This window comes from Methylosinus sp. R-45379, assembly GCF_001644125.1.
Taxonomy (GTDB): Bacteria; Pseudomonadota; Alphaproteobacteria; order Rhizobiales; family Beijerinckiaceae; genus Methylosinus.
Map to the genome: position 1 here is coordinate 1 of NZ_LUUM01000024.1, position 22,053 is coordinate 22,053.

The following is a 22,053-nucleotide window of genomic DNA, read 5'->3' on the forward strand; positions in this document are numbered from 1 at the left end:
AACTGAACGGTTCAGTTTTCGAGAGGGTCATGCCGAAATTTTCGCGACGCCGCTTCCGACAAGCGAAAACCGCGCCTCATGTGGGAATCCCGCCCGCCGCCGCTCGCAGCGCCGCTGCTTTCGCAGCGCTGACGCTGTCCGCATGTGCGGTCGGGCCTGATTTTGTTCCGCCTCCCGCTCCGGCGAGCGCTGGCTATGGCAAGATTGGCGCTTCCACCGAATCCGCGGCGGCCGCCGGCGGCGCCTCGCAGCGCTTCGCCCATGGCCGCGATGTGCCCGGCGAATGGTGGAAGCTGTTCCGATCCAAGCAGATTTCCGCGCTTGTCGCCGAGGCGGTGGCGAACCACCCGGACATAATGGCGGCCGAGGCGGCGCTGCGGCAGGCGCGCGAGACGATAGAGGCCAATTCGGCGACCTTCCTGCCGCAGGCGACGCTCGGCGACAGCTATCAGCGCCAGCAGTCGACGACGGCGCAATATTCCGGCCTCACTTCCTCTAGCTCGTCGTCATCATCGTCTTCGTCCTCCTCGTCCAGCTCCAGCTCGACCTTCGTCTATGGCTTGCACAACGCAAATGTGTCGGTGTCCTTCGCGCCGGATGTGTTCGGCAAGTCCTGGCGCACGCTGGAGAGCGACACGGCCGCCGCCGAGCAGAAGCGCTTCCAGCTCGAGGCGACCTATCTCGCGCTCACCGCCAATGTCGTCACCGCGGCCATCGCCGACGCCTCCTACGCCTCGCAGATCAAGGTGACGCGCGATCTCATCGCCGCCTATCGCACGCAGCTCGATCTGCTCGAGAAGCGCTTCGAGCTCGGCGCCGTCAGCCAGGCGGATGTGCTGTCCGAGCGCGCGCAGCTCGCGCAGGCGCAGGCCACTCTGCCGCCGCTGGAAAAAGCGCGCGCGCAGAACCGCAATCTGCTGATGGCCTATCTCGGCCGCTTCCCCAACGCCGACAAAGGCGAGGCGGTCGATCTCTCCGGCCTGCGCCTGCCCGGCGAATTGCCGGTCAGCCTGCCGTCGACTCTGGTGCGCCAGCGGCCGGATATTCTCGCATCGGAGAATCAGCTGCATCAGGCCAGCGCGGAGATCGGCGTCGCCACGGCGAACATGCTCCCGCAATTCTCGCTCACCGCGACGGGCGGCGCGCAGGCGACGAATTTCACCACTTTGTTCACGCCGCAGACAATGGTCTACACGCTCGCCGCCCAGGCCTCGGCGAAGGCCTTCGACGCCGGCTCGCTGTTCCACACGCGCGAGGCCAAGGTCGCGGCCTTCGAGCAGTCGGAGGCGCAATATCGCTCCACCGTCATCTCCGCTTTCCAAAATGTCGCCGATTCTCTGCAGGCGGTGAAATACGACGCCGGCACGCTGCGTGCGCAAGTGGCGGCGGAAAAAGCCGCAGCGGAAAGCCTCGAGATCGCGCGCGCGCAATATCGCGCCGGCTCGACGACCTATTCGATCGTGCTCAACGCCGAGCAGACTCTGCTCACCGCGCGGCTCAACCGCGTGAAGGCGCAGGCGGCGCGCTTCGCCGATACGGCGGCGCTGTTGCAATCGCTCGGCGGCGGCTGGTGGAACCGCATCGACGAGACGCCGGCCTCGCAGGCCAAACCCACGGATATTATCGCTACATCGCCGATCGCCGCGGCGATCAGAGCCCAGGCGGAGGAAGCTCGAGATGGTCGCTAGAACCTTGCTGCAGGATCGTTTCGGACCCATGGCGAAGCCGATGGCGATCATGCTCGCGATCGTCGCGCTCGTCTTCGGCGGACTCTATGGCTTCAACGTGTTTCGCAACACGATGATCAAGGGCTTTCTCGCCTCCATGGCCAACCCGCCGCAGACCGTCTCGGTCACGACCGCGGGCTATCAGGAATGGCGGCCCAAGCTCACTGCAGTCGGCACGTTTCGCGCGGTGAACGGCGCCGATCTCTCGCTGGAGGCCTCCGGCATCGTCGAGAAGATCCACTTTCAATCCGGCCAGCAAGTGGAGGCGGGCCAGCTGCTGCTGGAATTGCGCAAGGACACCGATCTCGCCAAGCTCGCCTCGCAAAAGGCGGCCGCAGAGCTCGCCGGCATAAATCTGCGGCGCGATCAGGCGCAGCTGAAGATTCACGCCGCGAGCCAGGCGACGGTCGACACCGATCTCGCCAATCTCAAAAGCGCCGAGGCGGAAGTCGCGCAGCAGGAGGCGGTGATCGCGCAAAAGACATTGCGCGCGCCCTTCGCCGGGCGGCTCGGCATTCGCGCGGTCGATCTCGGCCAATATATCGGCGCCGGCTCTGTCATCGTGACGCTGCAGGCGCTCGATCCCATCTATCTCGACTTCACTCTGCCGCAGCAGGCGCTGAACGGCATAGAGGTCGGCCAATCGATCGACGCCGGCGTCGATGCGTTTCCGAATAAGAAATTCACCGGCAAGATCGTCGCGATCAACTCCAAGGTGGATCAGGCGAGCCGCAATGTGCAGGTGCGCGCCAGCCTCGCCAATTCCGCTCTCGAGCTGAAGCCCGGCATGTTCGCGCAGATCGACATTGCGACCGGCAAGCCCGAGCGCCTCATCACCCTGCCGCAGACGGCGATCGTCTATGCGCCTTTCGGCAATTCCGTGTTTCTCGTGCAGAAGCCGGATGAAAAAGGCGCAGGCCTTTCGGCGCATCAGACCTTTGTGCGCCTCGGCGCGACGCGCGGCGACGAGGTCGCCGTGCTGGAGGGCGTGACGGAGGGGGCGACCGTCGTCACCGCCGGACAGGTGAAGCTGAGAAACGGTTCGCCGCTGAATATTTCCGACACGCAGCAGCCGCCGGTCGATCCCAATCCCAAGCCCGTGGATCAGTGAACGGAGACGACGAACATGCGTTTCACCGACATTTTCGTGCGTCGCCCGGTGCTCGCCTCCGTGGTGAGCCTCTTGATCCTGGTGCTGGGCCTGCGCTCGCTCTTCACCTTGCCGACGCTACAATATCCGCGCACGCAAAACGCCGTCGTGACGGTGACGACCTCCTATTTCGGCGCTGATCCGGCGACCGTCGCCGGCTTCGTCACCACGCCGCTCGAGAACGCCATCGCGCAGGCGAACGGCATCGATTATCTCACCTCGACGAGCCAGGTCGGCACCAGCACCATCACCGCCAATCTGCGGCTCAACTATGATTCCGGCAAGGCGCTGACCGAGATCAGCACCAAGATCGACTCGGTGCTCAATCAGCTGCCGTCCGCTGTGCAGCGGCCGGTCATCACGGTGAAGATCGGCCAGACCACCGACGCCATGTATATCGGCTTCAATAGCGATATTCTGACATCGAGCCAGGTCACCGATTATCTGATCCGCGTCGTGCAGCCGCGCCTGCAATCCGTGCCGGGCGTGCAGACGGCGGAGCTCATCGGCGGCAAGACCTTCGCGCTGAGAGCATGGCTCGATCCGGTCAAGCTCGCCGCCTATGGCCTCACCGCCAGCGAGCTCTCCGCCTCGCTGCAGGGCAATGACTATATCGCCGGCCTCGGCTCGACCAAGGGCGAGATGGTGCAGGTCACGCTCACCGCGGCCACCTCGCTGCATTCGCTCGAGGAGTTCCGCAATCTCGTCGTCAAGCAGGTGAACGGCGCCAATGTGAAGCTGCGCGACGTCGCCAATGTCACGCTCGGCTCGGAGGATTACGAATCCGCCGTGGCCTTCAATGGCAAGCAGGCAGTCTATATCGGCATTCTCGTCGCGCCCAACGCCAATCTTCTCGATGTCGTCAAAGGCGTGAAAGAAGCCTATCCCGACATTTTGAAATCGCTGCCGCAGGGTCTCAACAGCGATATCGTCTATGACACGACCGACTTCGTGAACAGCTCCATCGACGAGGTGATTCACACGCTGATCGAGGCGATACTCATCGTCACCGGCGTCGTGTTCATGTTCCTCGGCTCCTGGCGCTCGGTGGTCATACCGATCGTCGCCATTCCGCTGTCGCTCATCGGCACATTCACCATTCTGCTGGCGCTCGGCTTCTCGATCAATCTGCTCACCCTGCTGGCGCTGGTTCTGGCGATCGGCCTCGTCGTCGACGACGCGATCATCGTCGTCGAAAACGTCAATCGCCATCTCGCCGACGGCATGAAGCCTTTCGACGCGGCCTTCCAGGCGGCGCGCGAGCTCGCCGGTCCGATCATCGCGATGACCATCGTGCTGATCGCCGTCTATGTGCCGATCGGCTTTCAGGGCGGCCTTACCGGCGCGCTCTTCGTCGAATTCGCCTTCACTCTGGCGGGAGCCGTGACGGTCTCCGCCGTCATCGCGCTGACGCTGTCGCCGGTGAGCTGCGCGCTGGTGTTGAAAGCGCCGCATCGCGGCGAGGAGACGCTGGAAACGCGCATCATCGAATTCATCGACGCCAAGATGGATTGGGTCAAGGATCGCTATCAGCATCTGCTGGCGCGTTCCCTGCATTTCGTGCCGGTGACGCTCGCTTTCGGCGGCATTGTGCTCGCGAGCATCTTTTGGCTCTATTCGAATTCGAAGAACGAGCTCGCGCCCAATGAGGATCAAGGCGTCGTCTTCGCGCAATCCACCTCTGCGCCCAACGCCACATTGCAGCAGAAGCTCTTCTATGGCGATCAGGTCTACAAGACCTTCGCCAAGCATCCCGAAATGACGAGCTCCTTCCAGATCGTCACGCCCGGCCTCATCTTCGGCGGCCTCGTTCTCACGCCGCCGGACAAGCGCAAGATTACCGCCGAGCAGATGCAGCAGACGCTGCAGCAGGAGCTCGCGCGCTCCGTTCCGGGCCAGCGTCTCGTCACCTTCCAGCCGCAGCCGCTGCCGGGCTCCAATGGTCTGCCCATTCAGTTCGTGGTGCAGAGCACCGACACATTCGACAAGATGAACGATATCTCGCGCGACTTCCTCTCCAAGGCGCTGGCGACGGGCAAGTTCATGTTCCTCGACACCGATCTGAAGATCGACCAGCCGCAGATGTCGCTCGTTATCGATCGCGAGAAGACGGCGCAGCTCGGCTTGCGGATGCTCGATGTCGGCGGCGCGCTCACGACTGGCTTGAGCGGCGGCTACACGCAATATTTCGGATTGGACGGGCGCTCGTACAAAGTCATCCCGCAGATGGCGCAACAGTTCCGGCTCAATCCGGATCAGATCTTGAACTATTACATCAAGACCGCGGACGGCTCCTCCGTGCCGCTGTCGACGGTGGCGAAGTTCCAGACCATGGTCGTGCCGGAGTCGCTCAATCACTTCCAGCAGATCAACTCCTTCACCATCTCCGGCGTCGCCGCTCCCGGCGTCATCGCCGGCGAGGCGCTGGAGACGTTGAAGGAAGTCGCCGCAAAAACGCTGCCGCCTTCCTACACGATCGACTATGCCGGCTCCTCACGGCAATTCGTGCAGGAGTCGAGCGGCTTTGCTGGGACCTTCGGCTTCGCGCTCATCATCATCTTCCTGGCGCTCGCGGCGCAGTTCGAGAGCTTCCGCGATCCGCTCATCATTCTCGTCTCCGTGCCCATGTCGATCGCCGGCGCGCTCGTCTTCATCATGCTGGGCTTCGGCGGCGCGAGCATCAACATCTACACGCAGGTGGGCCTCGTCACGCTGATGGGCCTCATCAGCAAGCACGGCATTCTCATCGTCGAATTCGCCAATGAGCAGCAGCATCTCGGCAAGTCGAAATATGACGCGATCATAGAAGCGACGTCGATCCGCCTGCGGCCGATCCTCATGACGACGGCGGCGATGGTGCTCGGCGTTCTGCCGCTCATCATGGCGAGCGGCGCCGGCGCGGCCTCGCGTTACAATATGGGCCTCGTCATCGCCTCTGGCCTGTCGATCGGCACATTGTTCACGCTCTTCGTGCTGCCGGCGGTCTATCTCGTGCTCGCCGCCGATCACTCGAAAACGCGCGAAGCGAGCGCTGTCGATCTCGAGGACGCGCATCACGCGCACGCCGAGACTAGAATTCGCGTTGTCGCCTCCTGAGGAGACGACATATGCGGAGCCGAAGACTCGCGGCCTTCCGCCCCACTCGGGCCGCGGGTCTTCAGGTTCGCAACTCGCGCGTCTCGGCTTCCGTCGCGCGCGGCAGCCGCAGCGTGAAACGCGCGCCGCCATTGGGCGATGTGTCGTATTCGATAGAGCCGCCATGCTCATGGGCGATGGAATAGCTGATCCATAGGCCGAGCCCCGTGCCTTCGCCGACCGCCTTTGTGGTGAAGAAAGGCTCGAAGATGCGGCTGCGCAGCGCCTCCGGCACGCCCTTGCCATTGTCCTCGACGATCACGATCGCACAATCGTCTTCGCCGCGCGCGGTGATGGAGACGATCGGCCGCTCCGCCTCGCGCACCGCGTCGAGCGCATTGTCGATGAGATTGACCAGCACGGAATGAATCTGTCCGCTCTGTCCCGAGGCGTAGAGCTCCGGCTCTAGATCGGCGACGATGCGCGCTTTCGCCTTCTTGCTGCGCGAGGCCCATTGCGCGGCGGTCTCCACCACTTTCGACAATGACACCGCCTCGCGCGGCGCCTTGGTGCTGAAGGAGAGGCGGCGCAAATTCTTGACGATCTCGCTGATGCGCACAGCGCCCTCCAGCGTGCCGTCGATCAGCGGCTCGAGATCGGCGAGAATGGCGTCTATGCCGCTCGCGCGTCGCAGCTTCTCGCGCTCCTTGGCGCTCGCGCCCGCATGGATCGCCTCGAGATAGGCGGCGATCCCCTTGCGATAGCGGTCGAGCGTATGAATATTGCCATAGACGAAGCTGATCGGATTATTGAGCTCATGCGCGACGCCGGCGACGAGCCGGCCGAGGCTCGCCATCTTCTCCTGCTCGACGAGGCGCGATTGCGCCTGCTGCAGATCGACATGGGCGCGATGCAGCGCCTCATAGGCGCGGCGCAATTCGCCGATCGGCCGGCCAGTGAAGACCGCGCCGGCTCTGCGCCCATCCGAGTCGAACAGCGGCGAGCAATTGATCGCCATGAGATCGGAAGGGCCGTTGCTCGTGCGAAAGCGCAATTCGACGCTGGTCGGATCGCGCGCCTGGCCGGCGACGATGGCGGCGGCGCGCGCCTCGTCCTCCGCGACGAACAGCGCCGCGACCGAGGCGCCTTTCAGCTCCGCCTCGCCGTGTCCGGAGAGCGCCTCGAAAGCGGGATTGACCTGCAGAATCGCGCCGCGCTCGTCGCAGACGATCAGCACGTCGGAGACGGAGGCGATGACGCTCTGAATGAAATTGCGCGCCGCTTCCAGCTCGCCATTCTTGCGCTCGAGATCGGCCTCATAGCCGATGAGGTCCGCATAGACCTCGTCCATCTTCTTGATGACCTCGAGCCAGACGGACTCGCCGCCTTCCGACAGCGCAATCTCCTCCTTGCCCGCGACGAGCGCGATGAGATCGCCATGCTTGGCGTAGGATTTGACGTCAGCTTTCGTCATCGACGACGCGGGAGATGTCATAGCGCGCGATCTTGCTGCGCAGGCCGACGCGCGACAGTCCGAGCTCGTCGGCCACATGGCTGATGTTGCGTCCGTTGCGCTCCAGCGATTCCTTGATCAGCGCGCATTCCAGCATCTCGACGCGCTCCTTCAGCGTGAATCGCTGCTGGTCGTCGCATGTGGTCGTCGCGCGATGATCGGCGATGCAAGGCGACAGCAGGCCCGGCGGCAGATTGGCGTCGCCGTCGCTCAGCGCCACCATGCGCTGAATCTCATTGTGCAGCTCGCGCACATTGCCGGGCCAGCCATAGCGCTCCAACAGCCGTAGCGTCTCCGGCTCGAAGCCCGGCACGCGACGATTGAAGGTCTGGTTCACGGCGACGAGTATGCGCGCGGCGATGATGGCGATGTCGCAGCGTCGCTCGACGAGCGGCGGCAGATGGATGGGAAAAGCGGCGAGACGATAATAGAGGTCGCGGCGAAAGCGTCCAGCCTCCACATCGGCGACGATATTGCGATTGGTGGCGGCGATGACGCGCACATCGACGCGGCGCGGGCGCTGTGCCCCGAGCGGCCGAATCTCGCCCTCCTGCAGCACGCGCAGCAGCTTCACCTGAAAGGAAGGCGATGTGTCGCCGATCTCGTCGAGAAAAATCGAGCCGCCATCGGCGACCTCGAACAGGCCGACGCGATCCTGATAGGCGCCGGTGAATGCGCCCTTCTTGCAGCCGAACAATTCGCTCTCGAGCAGTTCATCCGGCAGCGCGCCGCAATTCTCGACGACGAAACTCTTCTCGCCGCGCGCCGAGCCGTGATGAATGGCGCGCGCCAGCAGCTCCTTGCCCGTGCCCGAGGCGCCAGTGATGAGCACGGAAATATCGTATTCCGCCGCGCGCCGCGCTAGCGCGAGCGTCTGGCGCATCGGGCTTTCCGGTGCATGGACGATGCGGCCGAACTCGAACATGCGCCGTTCCGCGCGGCGCCTGTCGCTGGCGAGCCGCTGCAATCGCTCATGCGAGGGCTTGGCCTCGAGCGGCGGCGCGGCGCCGCCATCCTTCTGCGCCGCATAGAGCTGCGCGGCCTCACGCACCGATTGGATGAGCTTGTCGGGATCCCAGGGCTTGGTGACATATTGAAAAATGCCGGCCTCATTCACGCCGGCGATAATGTCTTCCGCATCCGTATAGCCGGAGATGATCATGCGCACCGGCTCCGGCCAATGCTCGCGCACGCGCGTCAAAAATTCGACGCCGCTCTCGCCCGGCATGCGCTGGTCGCAGAGGATCACCTGCACCAGATCGCCGGCGAGCACGGCCTCCGCCTCGGCGGCGCTGCTGGCGCAGACGATCTGAAACGCGCCGCCGAGCACGCGGCGCAGCGATTCGAGCGAACGCTTCTCATCATCGACGATGAGCACAGTGGCGCCGCGGGAGATCGGCGTCGCCTCGCTCTCCATCTCGCGGCTGTCCTCGCGCTTGTTCATCTCGACGCCTCGCCTCAAAACAAAAGGACTCTAGCAGATGCGCGGCAATTGCTCGCCGGAGAGCCAGTCGATGATACGGCCGCCGCCGAAGGCGGTCGTCATCTGCACGAAGCAATGCACATCGGCGACGATCTCGCCGATGTGCGCCGCCTGCACGCCGAGCGGATGCGCGCGCATCGTGGCGAGCAGCGCATCGGCGGCCTCGCGCGCAACCACTGCGAGGAGCTTGCCCTCATTGGCGACATGCAGAGGATCGAGCCCCAGCAGCTCACAGGCGGCGGCCACTTGCGGCGCGATGGGAATGGCTTTCTCGTCGATGCGCACACCGACGCGCGATTGATGCGCGATCTCGTTGAGCGTCGCCGCCACACCGCCGCGCGTCGGATCGCGCATCAGGCGAATGGCGCCGCCCGCCGTCTCAACCATAGCGGCGACGAGCTCGTGCAGCGCCGCCGTGTCGGACAGCACCTCTGTATCGAAGGAGAGATTCTCGCGCTTCGACATGACTGCGACGCCATGATCGCCGATGGAGCCGGAGAGCAGCACGACATCGCCCGGCCGCGCCTTGTCGCCGGACAGCGCGAGCCCGGCCGGAATGATCCCGACGCAGCTCGTCGAGATGAAGACGCCGTCCGCCTTGCCGCGCTCCACCACTTTGGTGTCGCCGGTGACGATGGCGACGCCGGCCGCGCGCGAGGCTTCGCCCATGCTCTGCGCGATCAGCTTCAGCTCGGCGAGCGGAAAGCCTTCCTCTATGATGAAGCTCGCCGACATATGCAGCGGCCGCGCGCCGGCCATGGCGATGTCGTTGATCGTGCCATGCACGGCGAGCTTGCCGATATCGCCGCCGGGGAAGAACAAGGGCGAGACGACATATCCGTCCGTCGTCATCGCCATGCGTCCGGCGGGAATGTCGAAGGCCGCCTGGTCATTCCCGGCGGCGAGCCATTCATTGTCGAAGGCGGCGTGAAAAATCTCGCCGATCAGCCGCGCCATGGCGCGTCCGCCGGAGCCATGCGAAAGCTCCACGCGGCCATTGCGGAGATCGAGCTTGCGGCCTGCCGGCTCATGCTTGTTCATGACGCTTTCCGCGTTTCGTTTTGATATTGCCGGAATCTTCCATAAGCCCAATAGGCCGCGCAAGAGCCTTCCGAGGAGACCATGCAGGAGCCCATGGGCGTCTCTGGCGTGCAGGCCACGCCGAACAGCTTGCAGTCCTGCGGGCGCTTTTGTCCGCGCAAAATCGCGCCGCATTCGCAGGCCGGATTGTCGCGCGCCGGCTTGGTTTCCATTGCGAAGCGGCGCTCCGCGTCATAGTCGGCGTAGGCTTCGCGCAGCTTCAGCGCGCTGCGCGGAATCTCGCCGAGCCCCCGCCATTCGAAGGTGTCGCGCAGCTCGAATATCTCCGCGACTTCATCGATGGCTTTGGCGTTGCCGCTCTCGGTGACGGCGCGGCGATATTGATTCTCGATCTCGTAACGGCCCTCGTTGATCTGCCGCAGCAGCATCAAAATGGCCTGCAGCACATCCAGCGGCTCGAAGCCGGCGATGACGACGGGCTTGCGATAATCGCTCGCGAAACGCCGATAGGGCGCGGAGCCGATGACGGTGGAGACATGCGCGGGGCCGACGAAGCCTTCGATCTCGACGCCATCATCGGTGTCGAGAATGGCCTGCATCGCCGCCGGCGTCAGCACATGATTGCAGAAGATCGAGAAATTCGTCAGGCCCTTCTTCTGCGCGAGGCGAATGGCGAGCGCGGTCGGCGGCGTGGTCGTCTCGAAGCCTATGGCGAAGAACACGACCTGGCGCTGCGGCTCCTTCTCGGCGATGGCGATGGCGTCGAGCGTCGAATAGACCATGCGAATATCGGCGCCGTCGGCCTTGGCCTTCATCAGGCTGGAGCCGCCGGAGGCGGGCACGCGCATCAGATCGGCATAGGTGCAGAGCGTGACCTCCTCGCGTGCGGCGAGGCGAATGGCGTCGTCTATGCGGCCCATCGGCAGCACGCAGACGGGGCAGCCGGGGCCGTGAATGAGGCGAATATTCTCGGGCAGCAGATCCTCAATGCCATAGCGCGAGATCGCATGCGTATGGCCGCCGCAAAACTCCATGAAGCGATATTGCCGATCGCTCTGCGCTTCTGCAGCGATGCGCTGCGCTATGGCGCGGGCGAGATCGCCGTCGCGATATTCGTCGACATGCTTCATTGTGCGTCTCCCAGCGCCGCGGCCTCGCGCAGCAGAGCGAGCGTCGCCATCGCCTCTTCCTCATCGATCTTGGCGAGCGCATAACCGACATGCAGCACGACATAATCGCCGATCGCGAGGCCATCGACGAGCGCGACGGACACCAGCTTGCCGACGCCATCGACGCTGACGCGCGCCATATCATCGGGCAGCAGCTCCTCAACGCGAGCGGGAATGGCGAGGCACATCTCGTTAGACCTTTCTCATTCGCGCAATATGGGCTTGGCCGAGCGAGAGTCCGCCGTCATTCGTCGGCGCCGCGCGCGCGAGCAGCGCTTCTATTCCAAAATCGCGAAGGCGCGAGACGAGGCCCTCCGCGAGAATTTTGTTCATCATGCAGCCGCCGCCGAGAGCGACGCGCGTTTGGCCGCGCGCCTGCGCCGCCGCGCGAAGCCATTGCGCGAGCGCTTCGATCAGCGTTCCATGAAACAGCTCGGCGCCTTGCGAGGCGGAGAGGCCCGGCTTCAGCAGCGCGGCGAAGAGCTTGGTCAGATCGAGAATGTCATTCTCGATGCTGTAGCCATTGGCCAGCGCGCGCGGGCTTTGGCACAGCGCCTCCAGCTCCATCGCCGCCTGTCCCTCATATTGCTGCACGAGCCGCACGCCGAGCAGCGCCGCGGCGGCGTCGAACATGCGGCCGAGGCTCGTCGTTCGAGCGACATTCGGCGCGCTCGCCAGCATCGCCACCTTGCCGGCGAGCTCCATGCCGGGAAAGCGATCGAACACATCGCCGCAGCGGTCCTGCGCGGCGAGCGCGGCGACGCCCATGCGCCAGGGCTCGCGCGCGGCGCGGTCGCCGCCGGGCAGCGGCAGAGGCGCGATATGGCCGAGCCGGCGCCAATGGCCTTCATCGACCAGCATAAGCTCGCCGCCCCAGGCGCCGCCGTCGGCGCCATAGCCATAGCCGTCGAGCGCAGCGCCGAGGATCGGGCCTTCGATTTTATGCTCGGCGGCGATGGCGGCGATATGTGCGGCGTGATGCTGCACGCGAATGACGGGCAGCCCCGTCTCTTCGGCGTAGCGCGTCGAGGCGAGATCGGGGTGGAGATCGCAGGCGACGCGCTCGGGCTTCACATCGAGAATATCGAGCATGCGCGCGATGGTCTCGCGATAGAAATCGATCGTCGCGCGATCGTCGAGCGAGCCGATATGCGTCGAGACGAAAGCCTCGCGTCCGCGCGTGACGGTGATGGTGGATTTGAGATGCGCGCCGAGCGCCAGAATGTCGGGGCCGTCATTCGCGAGAGCGATGGGCTCGGGAACAAAGCCGCGCGCGCGGCGCAGAAGCGCGGGCGCGCCGGCGATGATGGCGGCGACGCTGTCGTCGGCGCGCGCGACGATGGCGCGATCATGGCCGACGATCAGATTGGCGATGGAGGCGAGCTTCTCGCGCGCCTCTTCGTCATCGACGATCAGCGGCTCGCCGCTCGGATTGGCGCTGGTGGCGACGAGCGCCAGATCCGCGGCGGCGTGAAACAGCAGATGATGCAGCGGCGCATAGGGCAGAATGACGCCGATGCGTGAGAGTCCGGGGACGACGGAAGGCGCGAAGTCTTCGCGCTTCTCGACGATGACGATGGGCCGCGCGCGCGATTGCAGCAGGCGCAGTTCTTCTTCGCTGAACAGGCCGGCGCGAGTCGCCGAAGCCGTGTCGGCGACCATAATGGCGAAGGGCTTGGCGTCGCGGCCCTTGCGGCGGCGCAGCTCGGCGACGGCTGTTTCATCGCGCGCGTCGCAGAGGAGGTGAAAGCCGCCGATCCCTTTCAGCGCGACAATGCCGCCGCTCTGAAGAGTTACGACGATTTGCTGGATGAGCGCGGCGTGATGCGAGCCTGAAGGCTCGCGGTCCATAGCGGCGCCTAGACCGCGAGCCTTCAGGCTCGCATCATGCGGCCCCAGATACGCGAGTTGCGGACCGCATTTCGGGCAGGCGATCGGCTGCGCGTGAAAGCGCCTGTTGGTCGGATCGGCGTAATCGCGCGCGCAATCGTCGCACATTGCGAAAGGCGCCATAGAGGTTTGCGCGCGATCATAGGGCAGGCGCCGCGTCAGCGTGTAGCGCGGGCCGCAATGGGTGCAATTGACGAAAGGGTAGAGATAGAAACGGCTCTTCGGATCGAAGAGATCATTCAGGCAGTCGTCGCAGACGGCGGCGTCGGGCGTGATGCGCGTCCGTGTCTTGCCGTCGTGGCTCGGCTCGATCGAGAATTTGGCGTCGCGCAGTGGCGTGATCGTCTCGCATTCCAACGTGTCGATGCGCGCGAGCGGCGGCGGCTCGCGTTTCAGCGCCGCGACGAAATCATCGACGCGCGCGCCTTCCACCTCCATCAGCACGCCTTGCGAATCATTGCGCACGAAGCCGGCGAGCGCATAGCGATCGGCGAGCGAATGCACGAAGGGCCGAAAGCCGACGCCCTGCACGGCGCCGGTCACGCGCAGCCTCAGCCTCGTCGCCTCGCTCGACGGCATAAGCCTTTTCTCCTCACTTCGCCGCGGCGGCGGCGCGTGCGCTTCTCGCGGCTGCTCGCGCGGCGCGCGCCTCGATCCAGGCGTAGAAAGCCGCCATGCCCTCGCCGGTGCGCGCGGAGACGACCAATGTCTGCAGGTCTGGATTGACCTTCAGCGCATTGGCGAGGCAACGCCCGACATCGAACTCCACATGCGGCAGAAGATCGGATTTGTTCAGCAGCATCAGATCGGAGGCCGCGAACATTTCGGGATATTTGAGCGGCTTGTCCTCGCCCTCCGTCACCGAGAGCACGACGACCTTATGGGCCTCGCCGAGATCGAAGGCTGCGGGGCAGACGAGATTGCCGACATTCTCGATGAAGAGCAGCGAGGAGGGCGCGACAGTGAGCTCGGCCAGCGCGCGCGAGACCATATGCGCATCGAGATGGCAGCCCTTGCCGGTGTTGATCTGCAAGGCCGAAACGCCGGTCGCGCGGATGCGCTCCGCGTCATTGGAAGTCTGCTGATCGCCTTCGATGACGGAAATGGGGAAGCGATCTTTCAGATCGCTGATCGTGCGCACGAGAAGCTGCGTCTTGCCGGAGCCGGGGCTGGACACGAAATTGAGCGCGAAGACGCCCGACTGCTCGAAGCGCACCCGGTTCTCGCGGGCGTGGTCATTGTTCTTGGAGAGAATGTCGCGCTCTATGCGAACGATGCGCTCCTGGCTGAGGCCGGGAACATGAACGCCCGCGGGGCCGGAGCCGTAATCGTGGCGATGGCCGTGATCATCATGCGCGTGATCGTGATCATGCGCGTGAGGATGGTCATGATCGTGCGGATGCTGGTGATCATGATGATGGCCGTGATCGTGATCATGATGATGATCGTGATCATGGTCATGACCATGATGATGATCGTGAGCGGGGCCATGCGCATGATCATGCGGATGGTCGTGGCTATGTTCTGGCTTTCCTTCGATGCTGGACGTTCCGCATCCGCAGACCGTGCACATTAGTCGACCTCCAGTTCCTGCACCCGCATATCCTCGCCGCCGGTGACTTGGACATGATATCCGCCGCAGTCCGGGCAAGGACCAAATCTTTCTTCGACGGCGACGGTCTTGGCGCAATCGAGGCACCAGCCTTCGCCGGGAATGCGCACGATGTCGAGCCGCGCGCCTTGGACGATTCCGCCATGCGCCACCGCCTCGAAGCAGAAGCGGATCGCCTCCGGCTCCACATGGCTGAGCGCGCCGATCTCGAGCCGCACCACGCGCACGCGGGAAAAGCCCTGCTTGCGGCTCTCCTCCTCGATCAGCTCGACAATGCTCTCGGTCAGCGCCATCTCATGCATAGGCGGCCTCGCGCAGCTCGACGCGAAAGGCGACGCAGGGATCGAAGAGGCCCGCGAGGCGCGCGATCGTCTGCGCCGCCGCGGCGCGCGGAATTCGCGCGCCGAGCAGGGCGGCGACGAAGGGTCCGGCGGGATGGAAATTCCATTCTGTCGGCGCGACGATCGCATAATTCTCGATCCTATCGTCCGGTGTGAGCCGAACCCAATGATACAGCTCTCCGCGCGAAGTTTCGACCGCGCAATAGGCTTCGCGCGCAGCGGGAGCCTCGCTGCGGAAGGCGTCTTCCGCGCCGTTGGAGAGGCGCGTCACGAGCCGATCGAGATCGATCATGCGCGCGGAAAGGCGCGCGCAGATTGCGCCGCGCGACAGATCGGTCTCGCGCCAATGACGCGCGAAGGCGCCGGTCTCCGGTGCGCGGCCGGCGATGCTGGGCGTAGCGCTGAAGCTTTCGCCCTGCGCCCTTATTCCTTCCAGCACGGCGTCGTCGTCCTCCGCGCGCAGCGTATCGGGCGCGCTCGCGGCTATGGCGGGGCTGCGCGCCAGCTCGCGCGCTAATTTGCCGAAAGGCGTATCGCCGCTCACGTCGTCCGGCAGGCCGAGCTTCGCCGTCTCGGCGCGTAGCTTTGCGGCCGTCGCGCCGCGGTCGCGCGCGTCGCCTGTCGCGAGCTCGCGCGTCAGCGTCAGCACGGCGCGCAGGGCGGTCGGCGGAACCGCGTCCTCCGCCAGTGTCGTCAGCGCGCGCAATGTCTCGGAGAGGCGCTCGCAATCGAGCGCGACGAGATTTTGCGGCGTGGGCTTGCGAATTTCTCCGCGCGCCGCGGCGATGGCGCGCGAGGCGGCGAAGGCGTGGGAGAGGCCGCAGAGCGAGAACAGCCGTCCGGCGAGCGGCGCCACTTCCGCGGCGGGGCGGCCGTGAAACAGACGCGTGAGATGCGCGGGCCGGCTCGAGCGCACGCGCACCGAGCAGATGCGATCATCGGCGATCTCGGCGACGATGGAGATCGCGCCGGGGCCGAGCCCTCCGAGATCGGCGCCTACGCTCATGGCGAGGCCTCTTCGTCGCCGCGTCGACGGCCGCCGAACAATGCGCGCCGATCGAGCGCGCTGGCAGGCTCCGGCTCGCGCTTCGGCGCTTCGCTCATCGCCGGATCGAGCAGTGCGTCCAGCGCCGCGCGCGCAGCGGTCCGTGCGGCGTCGTGATCGGCGAAATCATCCATGGGCGAGAACAGCGAGCAGGCGGCGATGCGGCCGAAGCCGTTGATCTCGCTGACATTGAAATCGACGTCGCCGGCCGGAAAGCGCAATTGCAGCCGCGCCGGATCGGGGAAGGGCGCATCGGCGCCCTCGCACGGCGCGGTGACGACGAGATTGGCGAACCAGGGCGTGACGATCACGCCCAGCGCATAAGGGCCGAAGTCGCGAAAGCCCACCGGCTCGACGGCGAGCGCCTCGTTGCAGAGGCCGGAGTCCCGCATCGACGTCTCATGGACGCGGCGGTAGAAATCCGCGAGCTTCTCGCCTCTCGCCGCGGCGTCGCTCAATTCTCGCACCTCAAGAATTTCTCTTGCGGCGCGTCGCATTCGGGGCAGCGCCAATCGGCGGGAAGATCGGCGAAGGCGACGCCCGGCGGAATCTGCCAGACGGGATCGCCCTCGGCCGGATCATAGACATGCCAGCACACGCCGCATTCCATGCGCGCGTCCGGGGCGATATCGCGAAGCGTTTCATCGCTCATGTGAAATAGGCCTCGTGAATCTCGCGCAGACGTTCCGCCGAATCGTGGAAATCCTCATCGGCGGCGCAAGCCGCGGCGGGCGTGTCGCCGATCTCCAACGTGTCGAGGATGATCGTGCCCATGGCGTTGAAGAATTGCACCGACCACACATTGCGGGCGCCGGTCGCGGTGATCTTGGCCGAGCCATAGCCGCGCGAGATCAGCTGCACGGGGCCGTTGCCGAGCGTTTGCTGCAAATGCTCCATGTCGATCTCCGACACGGGCAGCAGCGAGAAATTGATGACATGCGACGGATCGCCGGGCTTGTGCGCGCGCATGCGCGCGTCGATCTCGGCCAGCATGGGCATCACATTCATCGCGCCCTCCGGCTCCGCGCCGATGGCGATGCGCTCGGCGGTGATTTCCGCTGCGCGCTCGACGACATGGGGAATGGCGGCGATCTCGAGATAATCGGCGGTGAGCCGTCCTTGTGCGTCGGTGAAGCGTACGCGCCACAGGCCCGCCATGGAGGCCTCGAGGATTTGCGCAGTGACGCCGTCGGGGAGGGCGGCGACGCCGCTCACCTCGCCCTCGCCGAGCACCTGGCCGATCAGCTCGCGCTCTTTCGCCTCATAATCGGTAATGTCGAAGAGCTTGCTCGGCGCATCGGCGCGTTGCGCGGCGAGCGCATCGGCGAGCTGCGGCAGCAGAGCCGCCGCGCGCGGACATTCCGCCACCGCCTGCTCGCCGGTCGCGGTCGCGAGAAAAGCGATGACGCTGCGCTTGGTCTCCGCCTCGGCGTCATAGCCGATCGGCATGACCGTCATCGCTTCGTCGGCGCCGTCCGGCGAAACCCAGAATCCGGCTTTCATGAGCTCGTCTCCCCTTCCGTGAAGGTGATGCGCACGCGCGGCTCTTTCGCCGGCGCGGCCTGCAATTGCAGCAGCGCCTCGATCCGCGAGAGATATTCGGACCAGTCATAGACTTTCGGCAGCACGCCGAGATTCTCGCGGCCAAAGGTCACGACGAGGCTCGGATAGACGCAGACGCTGAAGCGTCCTTCCAGCGCCTTTTCCGCGGCGGGCGCGATGATGGCGGCGCGCAGCCTTCCGGCGAAGGCTTTGACCAGCTGTGGAAAGATGATCGCCACATCATGGGTCTCGCTGCGCTGGTCCGGATCGCCGCCGAAGAAGAGCAGCGTATGCGCGCTCGCGCCGGGCGGCGGGGCCAGAAAAGCGTCGATATTGGTCTCGTCCAGCAGAGCGACGCCGGTTTTTTCGCTCAGCGCGAGCTGCAACGACCCGGACATGCGGTCCTCCCATTTTATTTTTGCCGAGGAGGCCGCAATCGTCATGCCATGGGCGGCTCGCGACGGCGACGAGCTAGGCGACTGAGTCGAAAGAAGCTTTCCAGTCGGAGCCGAAGACTTGACAGGCTGTGCCTGGAAAGCAGCTTACCGCTTTGTGCGGCAGCTTTCCAGGGTCGTTACTTCCGCAGGAATTCCGGCAGCTGCGGCTCGCGATCGACCAGGTCGGCGAAAAGGTGATCGACATTCTCGCCGGCGAGGGCTTTTTCCACCGCATCCAGAGCGTCGTCGATCTGCGCGGCCTCGAGCGGGTCCAATACGCGGACGGCAGTGCCAACATGGACCAGCACCTGCGTCCCGGCGGGCTGCGCGCCGACCAGCGCCATGGAGACGGCGTGACGTTCGCCACGCCGCTCGCACTGCGCTTCGAAAGCGTCGCCTTCGACGACGGTCATGGGAAAGCCGACGCACATGCTCGCGATTCCCTCAGCGCCAGGACGAGGCGCGCCAGGGCTTGAACCAGAGGCCCACGGCGACGACCATCGCGCCCCAGCCGAGCGCCATCGCCATGGCGAGCAGATGATCCGGCTCGGTGAAAATATGGATGATGTCATAGGCGAGATCATTCGGATGCGCGCCCGGATGCGCCATGGCCGTCGCCGGAAGCAGAAAAGCGGCGGCCGCAGCCGCGAAACGGATCGCCTTCATGGTCTCGTCTCCTCATCGGCGGCGCCGAGGCGCCTCTCATAGGCATTGTGGTCGAGGTCATGCCCCAGCAGGCGCTGGAAGCTCTGCGCGCTCTCCGCGCGCGGGCTGAACTCGACGCCCCATTCGGTCAGCGTCGCGACCGCTGCGGCGAGCGCGGGCTCGATCGCGGCGACGACCGGCGGCGTCAGCGGGCCGCCCCAATCCTCGAGGTCCTGCGGCTGGCAGCCGATCAGCGCGAGGCGCGACGGATAGCGGCCGAGCAGATCGGCCGCGGAGAGCACCTCCTGAAAGCCGGTCTGATGCAGGCTCATCTTCTTCGCGCCCATGAAGCGCGGAACCTCGCCGTCGCGCACGATGCGCAAGGTTCCGGGCTCGAGCCCATAGTCTATGGCGTCGAAGACGAGGAGCTGATCGCAGGCCTCGACGAATTGCACCAGATAGAGGCCCTGCGTGCCGCCGTCGAGAATGGTGACGTCGCCGCTCGTCTCATAGCGCGCATGGAACTCTTCCACCGCGCGCACGCCGAAGCCTTCATCGGCCCAGAGAATATTGCCTATGCCGAGAATGAGAGTGCGCATCGCGTCTCCTCAGTCACTTCTCACAAGCCATGGCGGCGAGGCGCCGTCGAGCCGCGTCGCCGCCACGCAATGGCGTCACTTGTCGGCTTCGTCGCGGAACACGCGCTCGCCGGAGATCATCGAGGAGATGAGGCTCTGGCGGGAGACGATGTCCTCGCGCACGGCGGTGTAGATGTGGATGATCACGAAGAGCACGACGCCCCACATTGCGAGATGATGCCAAGTATGGACGTCCTGGCTGTTCGGCCAGATCGCGAACACCCAGCCGAACAGCTTGTACTGCCAGCTGTCCCGGCCGGCGCCCTCGGAGTAGAGCGCGAAGCCCGTCACCACCAGAAAGGCCAGGTTGAGCATGAAGAGATGCATCACCAGATGGCCGAGCGGATTATGGCCGATGTATTTCTTCGGCCGCTTCACCAAAAAGGCGTACCAGCCCGCCTCATAGAGAACGCCCGAGAGCCATTGGCGGTCCCACACCGGCAGATAGAAAATCTGCTTGGCGTGCTCATTGCCGACGAAAGCCCAATAGATGCGCAGGAGCAGCGCCACGGCGAGCACATAGCCCGCCGAGAAATGGGCGAAGCGAATATAGCCCATCAGAAATTGCGAGCTCGCTTCGCCCGGAGTCGAAGGCAGCGGCGAGGCGATGAAATAGCCCGTCGTCGCCAGCACGACGATCGCCGCCGCATTGATCCAGTGCCAGAGTCGCACCGGCGCCTCATAGACATAGACGCTCTGCAGCTCGGCGGCTTTTTCGCCGTGAGCGTCGAGCACGCCATGGATTTGCGTCGCCTCGGTCATGACCTCGCCTCCTCAGCGAACCTTGACTTGCGTCATCTCCTGACCGTCCTCGCTCATCACATGCGTGGAGCAGGCGAGGCAGGGGTCGAAGGAGTGGATGGTGCGCAGAATCTCCAGCGGCTTCTGCGGATCGGCCAGCGGCGTGTCCATCAGCGAGGCCTCGAAGGCGCCGATATTGCCCTTGGGATCGCGCGGGCTGCCGTTCCAGGTCGTCGGCACGACGCACTGGTAATTCTCGATCTTGCCGTCCTTCACCTTGATCCAATGGGCGAGCGCGCCGCGCGGCGCCTCGGTGAAGCCGAAGCCCTTGGCCTCCTTCGGCCAGGCCTGCGGATTCCATTTGTCGATATTGGCGGTGGAGGAATCGCCGGCCTTGATGTTGGCGATCAGCTTGTTCTGGAAGTGCTCCATCTTGCGCACCGCCCATTGCGCCTCCAGCGCGCGCGCCGCCGTGCGGCCGAGCGTCGAGAACAGCGCCGTGACCGGCACGCCGAGCTTCTTTAAAAACTCGTCGGTCGGCTCCTTGAACTCCGGCTTGCCCTGCGCATAGCCGACGATGTAGCGCGCCAGCGGCCCCACCTCGACGGCGTTGCCGCGCCAGCGCGGCGCCTTGATCCAGGAATATTTGCCGGCTTCGTCCAGCTCCTGAATATTGGTCGGCGTGCCCTTGGCGTTGGGGCCGAGCTTGTAATTGGGTTCGGTGACGCCGTCCCAGGGATGCAGCCCCTTGGTTTCGTCCGGATATTTGTACCAGGAATGGGTGACGAACTCCTGGATCTGCTCCGGATCGGTGTGATCGACCGGGAAAATCTCTTTCAGATTGCCATTGAGGATCACGCCGCGCGGCAGGCCGAGATTGCCGGGGGAAAAGTCATTGGCGTGCTCGGGAATATCGCCATAGGCCATGACATTCTTGCCGGAGAGGCCGCCGCCATAGAGCCAGTCCTTGTAGAAGGAGCCGATGGCGAGCACATCCGGCAGATAGACCTTCTCGACGAATTCAATCGATTGATCGATGATGGAGGTCACCAGATTGAGGCGCTCCATATTGATCGCGCCGACCGCGCCATTGCCATCGACATTGATGGCGCAGGGCACGCCGCCGACGAGCCAGTTCGGATGCGGATTCTTGCCGCCGAAGATCGTCTGGACCTTCACGATCTCCTTTTGGAAATCGAGCGCCTCGAGATAATGCGCGACGGCCATGAGGTTCGCTTCCGGCGGAAGCTTATAGGCCGCATGGCCCCAATAGCCGTTCTTGAACGGGCCGAGCTGTCCCGATTCGACGAATTTCCGCAGGCGGATCTGCAGATCCTTGAAATAGCCGGGCGAGGACAGCGGCCAATCGGAGATCGACTGCGCCAGCGCCGAGGTCGCCTTGGGATCGGCGGAGAGCGCCGAGACCACATCGACCCAGTCGAGCGCATGCAGATGATAGAAATGCACGAGATGATCGTGCACCTGCAGCGCCAGCTGCATCATATTGCGGATGGAGTTGGCGTTCTCGGGGATGGTGATGCCGAGGGCGTTCTCCACCGCGCGCACCGAGGTGAGCGCATGTGTGCCGGTGCAGACGCCGCAGATGCGCTGCGTGAAGGCCCAGGCGTCGCGCGGATCGCGGCCCTTCAAGATCACCTCGATGCCGCGCCACATGGTGCCGGTCGAGACGGCGTTGCGGATCACATTATTCTTGTCGACATTGACCTCGACGCGCAGATGACCCTCGATGCGCGTGACCGGATCGACGACGATGCGCTTGCCGGAATTGTCGAGATTGAAGCCGTTCGGCGTCTGAATGCCCATGATCGCGTTTCCTCGGCGGCGTTTGCTTCTTGTGTTCCGGGGGATAGGACGAACGCTCCTTCATCCTGAGGAGCGGCCGCAGGCCGCGTCTCGAAGGACGAGGGAGCCGTCACGCGCGCCCTCTGTAGCTCGCCTTCGTGCTTTTAAGACGGCTCCTGCGGGGAGCCTCCTCAGCATGAG

At 64.7% G+C, this 22,053-nt stretch carries 21 protein-coding genes; 3 read left to right on the forward strand and 18 right to left on the reverse strand.

From position 1 onward, the window contains the following. Window positions 1-29 precede the first annotated feature (29 nt). Genes A1351_RS01750 through A1351_RS01760 form a run of 3 tightly spaced genes read left to right on the forward strand, consistent with a single transcriptional unit; the run spans window position 30 to window position 5,973 of the window. Complete coding sequence (locus A1351_RS01750; protein ID WP_024878489.1) at window positions 30-1,688, forward strand: efflux transporter outer membrane subunit; 1,659 nt, start codon at window positions 30-32, stop codon at window positions 1,686-1,688. Beyond that, the gene (locus A1351_RS01755) at window positions 1,678-2,838 is read left to right on the forward strand and encodes an efflux RND transporter periplasmic adaptor subunit (RefSeq protein ID WP_036291345.1); all 1,161 of its coding nucleotides are present in this window, start codon (window positions 1,678-1,680) and stop codon (window positions 2,836-2,838) included. The genes A1351_RS01750 and A1351_RS01755 overlap by 11 nt, the downstream gene beginning before the upstream one ends. 15 nt (window positions 2,839-2,853) lie before the next feature. Then, entirely contained in the window at window positions 2,854-5,973 is a 3,120-nt protein-coding gene (locus A1351_RS01760; RefSeq protein ID WP_064031993.1) for an efflux RND transporter permease subunit, read from the forward strand. Between the two features lie 61 nt (window positions 5,974-6,034). Here the strand turns inward: A1351_RS01760 and A1351_RS01765 are convergent, their stop codons facing one another. From A1351_RS01765 to A1351_RS01850, 18 genes are all read right to left on the reverse strand, one after another. Next, window positions 6,035-7,426, reverse strand: coding sequence for an ATP-binding protein (locus A1351_RS01765; protein ID WP_064031994.1), 1,392 nt, complete (start codon window positions 7,424-7,426; stop codon window positions 6,035-6,037). Next, entirely contained in the window at window positions 7,413-8,909 is a 1,497-nt protein-coding gene (locus A1351_RS01770) for a sigma-54 dependent transcriptional regulator (RefSeq protein ID WP_198162192.1), read from the reverse strand. Before A1351_RS01770 ends, A1351_RS01765 begins: the two co-directional genes overlap by 14 nt. A 30-nt stretch (window positions 8,910-8,939) precedes the next feature. Beyond that, window positions 8,940-9,989, reverse strand: a complete 1,050-nt coding sequence (gene hypE, locus A1351_RS01775) for a hydrogenase expression/formation protein HypE (RefSeq protein ID WP_064031995.1) — start codon at window positions 9,987-9,989, stop codon at window positions 8,940-8,942. After that, entirely contained in the window at window positions 9,986-11,119 is a 1,134-nt protein-coding gene (gene hypD, locus A1351_RS01780) for a hydrogenase formation protein HypD (RefSeq protein ID WP_064031996.1), read from the reverse strand. The genes hypE and hypD overlap by 4 nt, the downstream gene beginning before the upstream one ends. Beyond that, entirely contained in the window at window positions 11,116-11,346 is a 231-nt protein-coding gene (locus A1351_RS01785; RefSeq protein WP_024878496.1) for a HypC/HybG/HupF family hydrogenase formation chaperone, read from the reverse strand. The genes hypD and A1351_RS01785 overlap by 4 nt, the downstream gene beginning before the upstream one ends. Before the next feature lie 4 nt (window positions 11,347-11,350). Then, complete coding sequence (hypF, locus tag A1351_RS01790; RefSeq protein WP_064031997.1) at window positions 11,351-13,627, reverse strand: carbamoyltransferase HypF; 2,277 nt, start codon at window positions 13,625-13,627, stop codon at window positions 11,351-11,353. A 13-nt stretch (window positions 13,628-13,640) separates the two neighbouring features. Continuing rightward, window positions 13,641-14,621: a hydrogenase nickel incorporation protein HypB gene (hypB, locus tag A1351_RS01795; RefSeq protein WP_064031998.1), complete on the reverse strand. Its 981-nt coding sequence runs from the start codon at window positions 14,619-14,621 to the stop codon at window positions 13,641-13,643. Beyond that, the gene (gene hypA / locus A1351_RS01800) at window positions 14,621-14,962 is read right to left on the reverse strand and encodes a hydrogenase maturation nickel metallochaperone HypA (protein ID WP_026600022.1); all 342 of its coding nucleotides are present in this window, start codon (window positions 14,960-14,962) and stop codon (window positions 14,621-14,623) included. The genes hypB and hypA overlap by 1 nt, the downstream gene beginning before the upstream one ends. Further along, complete coding sequence (locus A1351_RS01805; RefSeq protein ID WP_064031999.1) at window positions 14,955-16,007, reverse strand: nickel-dependent hydrogenase large subunit; 1,053 nt, start codon at window positions 16,005-16,007, stop codon at window positions 14,955-14,957. The genes hypA and A1351_RS01805 overlap by 8 nt, the downstream gene beginning before the upstream one ends. After that, the gene (hybE, locus tag A1351_RS01810) at window positions 16,004-16,504 is read right to left on the reverse strand and encodes a [NiFe]-hydrogenase assembly chaperone HybE (RefSeq protein WP_024878501.1); all 501 of its coding nucleotides are present in this window, start codon (window positions 16,502-16,504) and stop codon (window positions 16,004-16,006) included. Before hybE ends, A1351_RS01805 begins: the two co-directional genes overlap by 4 nt. Continuing rightward, complete coding sequence (locus A1351_RS01815) at window positions 16,501-16,698, reverse strand: rubredoxin (RefSeq protein ID WP_018266926.1); 198 nt, start codon at window positions 16,696-16,698, stop codon at window positions 16,501-16,503. Before A1351_RS01815 ends, hybE begins: the two co-directional genes overlap by 4 nt. Further along, window positions 16,695-17,549 (reverse strand): hydrogenase expression/formation protein, encoded by an 855-nt coding sequence (locus tag A1351_RS01820; protein WP_024878502.1) that lies wholly within the window; start codon window positions 17,547-17,549, stop codon window positions 16,695-16,697. Before A1351_RS01820 ends, A1351_RS01815 begins: the two co-directional genes overlap by 4 nt. Beyond that, window positions 17,546-17,986 (reverse strand): hydrogenase accessory protein, encoded by a 441-nt coding sequence (locus tag A1351_RS01825; RefSeq protein WP_024878503.1) that lies wholly within the window; start codon window positions 17,984-17,986, stop codon window positions 17,546-17,548. Before A1351_RS01825 ends, A1351_RS01820 begins: the two co-directional genes overlap by 4 nt. A 176-nt stretch (window positions 17,987-18,162) precedes the next feature. Continuing rightward, complete coding sequence (locus A1351_RS01830) at window positions 18,163-18,456, reverse strand: HypC/HybG/HupF family hydrogenase formation chaperone (RefSeq protein ID WP_024878504.1); 294 nt, start codon at window positions 18,454-18,456, stop codon at window positions 18,163-18,165. Between the two features lie 13 nt (window positions 18,457-18,469). Further along, the gene (locus tag A1351_RS01835; RefSeq protein ID WP_024878505.1) at window positions 18,470-18,691 is read right to left on the reverse strand and encodes a hypothetical protein; all 222 of its coding nucleotides are present in this window, start codon (window positions 18,689-18,691) and stop codon (window positions 18,470-18,472) included. Next, a complete protein-coding gene (locus tag A1351_RS01840) occupies window positions 18,688-19,269 on the reverse strand; it encodes a HyaD/HybD family hydrogenase maturation endopeptidase (RefSeq protein ID WP_024878506.1) in 582 nt (193 codons plus the stop codon). The genes A1351_RS01835 and A1351_RS01840 overlap by 4 nt, the downstream gene beginning before the upstream one ends. A 75-nt stretch (window positions 19,270-19,344) precedes the next feature. Beyond that, on the reverse strand, window positions 19,345-20,070 hold the full coding sequence (gene cybH / locus A1351_RS01845) for a Ni/Fe-hydrogenase, b-type cytochrome subunit (protein WP_024878507.1): 726 nt from the start codon (window positions 20,068-20,070) through the stop codon (window positions 19,345-19,347). Window positions 20,071-20,082: 12 nt separating this feature from the next. Next, entirely contained in the window at window positions 20,083-21,873 is a 1,791-nt protein-coding gene (locus tag A1351_RS01850) for a nickel-dependent hydrogenase large subunit (RefSeq protein ID WP_024878508.1), read from the reverse strand. Between the last annotated feature and the right edge of the window lie 180 nt (window positions 21,874-22,053).

What these genes read in the sequence shown, in the direction of transcription:
- A1351_RS01750 (WP_024878489.1), top strand. Translation starts at nt 30, where the DNA reads ATGCCGAAATTTTCGCGACGCCGCTTCCGACAAGCGAAAACCGCGCCT.
- A1351_RS01755 (WP_036291345.1), top strand. Translation starts at nt 1,678, where the DNA reads ATGGTCGCTAGAACCTTGCTGCAGGATCGTTTCGGACCCATGGCGAAG.
- A1351_RS01760 (WP_064031993.1), top strand. Translation starts at nt 2,854, where the DNA reads ATGCGTTTCACCGACATTTTCGTGCGTCGCCCGGTGCTCGCCTCCGTG.
- A1351_RS01765 (WP_064031994.1), bottom strand. Translation starts at nt 7,426, where the DNA reads ATGACGAAAGCTGACGTCAAATCCTACGCCAAGCATGGCGATCTCATC.
- A1351_RS01770 (WP_198162192.1), bottom strand. Translation starts at nt 8,909, where the DNA reads ATGAACAAGCGCGAGGACAGCCGCGAGATGGAGAGCGAGGCGACGCCG.
- hypE (WP_064031995.1), bottom strand. Translation starts at nt 9,989, where the DNA reads ATGAACAAGCATGAGCCGGCAGGCCGCAAGCTCGATCTCCGCAATGGC.
- hypD (WP_064031996.1), bottom strand. Translation starts at nt 11,119, where the DNA reads ATGAAGCATGTCGACGAATATCGCGACGGCGATCTCGCCCGCGCCATA.
- A1351_RS01785 (WP_024878496.1), bottom strand. Translation starts at nt 11,346, where the DNA reads ATGTGCCTCGCCATTCCCGCTCGCGTTGAGGAGCTGCTGCCCGATGAT.
- hypF (WP_064031997.1), bottom strand. Translation starts at nt 13,627, where the DNA reads ATGCCGTCGAGCGAGGCGACGAGGCTGAGGCTGCGCGTGACCGGCGCC.
- hypB (WP_064031998.1), bottom strand. Translation starts at nt 14,621, where the DNA reads ATGTGCACGGTCTGCGGATGCGGAACGTCCAGCATCGAAGGAAAGCCA.
- hypA (WP_026600022.1), bottom strand. Translation starts at nt 14,962, where the DNA reads ATGCATGAGATGGCGCTGACCGAGAGCATTGTCGAGCTGATCGAGGAG.
- A1351_RS01805 (WP_064031999.1), bottom strand. Translation starts at nt 16,007, where the DNA reads ATGAGCGTAGGCGCCGATCTCGGAGGGCTCGGCCCCGGCGCGATCTCC.
- A1351_RS01815 (WP_018266926.1), bottom strand. Translation starts at nt 16,698, where the DNA reads ATGAGCGATGAAACGCTTCGCGATATCGCCCCGGACGCGCGCATGGAA.
- A1351_RS01820 (WP_024878502.1), bottom strand. Translation starts at nt 17,549, where the DNA reads ATGAAAGCCGGATTCTGGGTTTCGCCGGACGGCGCCGACGAAGCGATG.
- A1351_RS01825 (WP_024878503.1), bottom strand. Translation starts at nt 17,986, where the DNA reads ATGTCCGGGTCGTTGCAGCTCGCGCTGAGCGAAAAAACCGGCGTCGCT.
- A1351_RS01830 (WP_024878504.1), bottom strand. Translation starts at nt 18,456, where the DNA reads ATGTGCGTCGGCTTTCCCATGACCGTCGTCGAAGGCGACGCTTTCGAA.
- A1351_RS01835 (WP_024878505.1), bottom strand. Translation starts at nt 18,691, where the DNA reads ATGAAGGCGATCCGTTTCGCGGCTGCGGCCGCCGCTTTTCTGCTTCCG.
- A1351_RS01840 (WP_024878506.1), bottom strand. Translation starts at nt 19,269, where the DNA reads ATGCGCACTCTCATTCTCGGCATAGGCAATATTCTCTGGGCCGATGAA.
- cybH (WP_024878507.1), bottom strand. Translation starts at nt 20,070, where the DNA reads ATGACCGAGGCGACGCAAATCCATGGCGTGCTCGACGCTCACGGCGAA.
- A1351_RS01850 (WP_024878508.1), bottom strand. Translation starts at nt 21,873, where the DNA reads ATGGGCATTCAGACGCCGAACGGCTTCAATCTCGACAATTCCGGCAAG.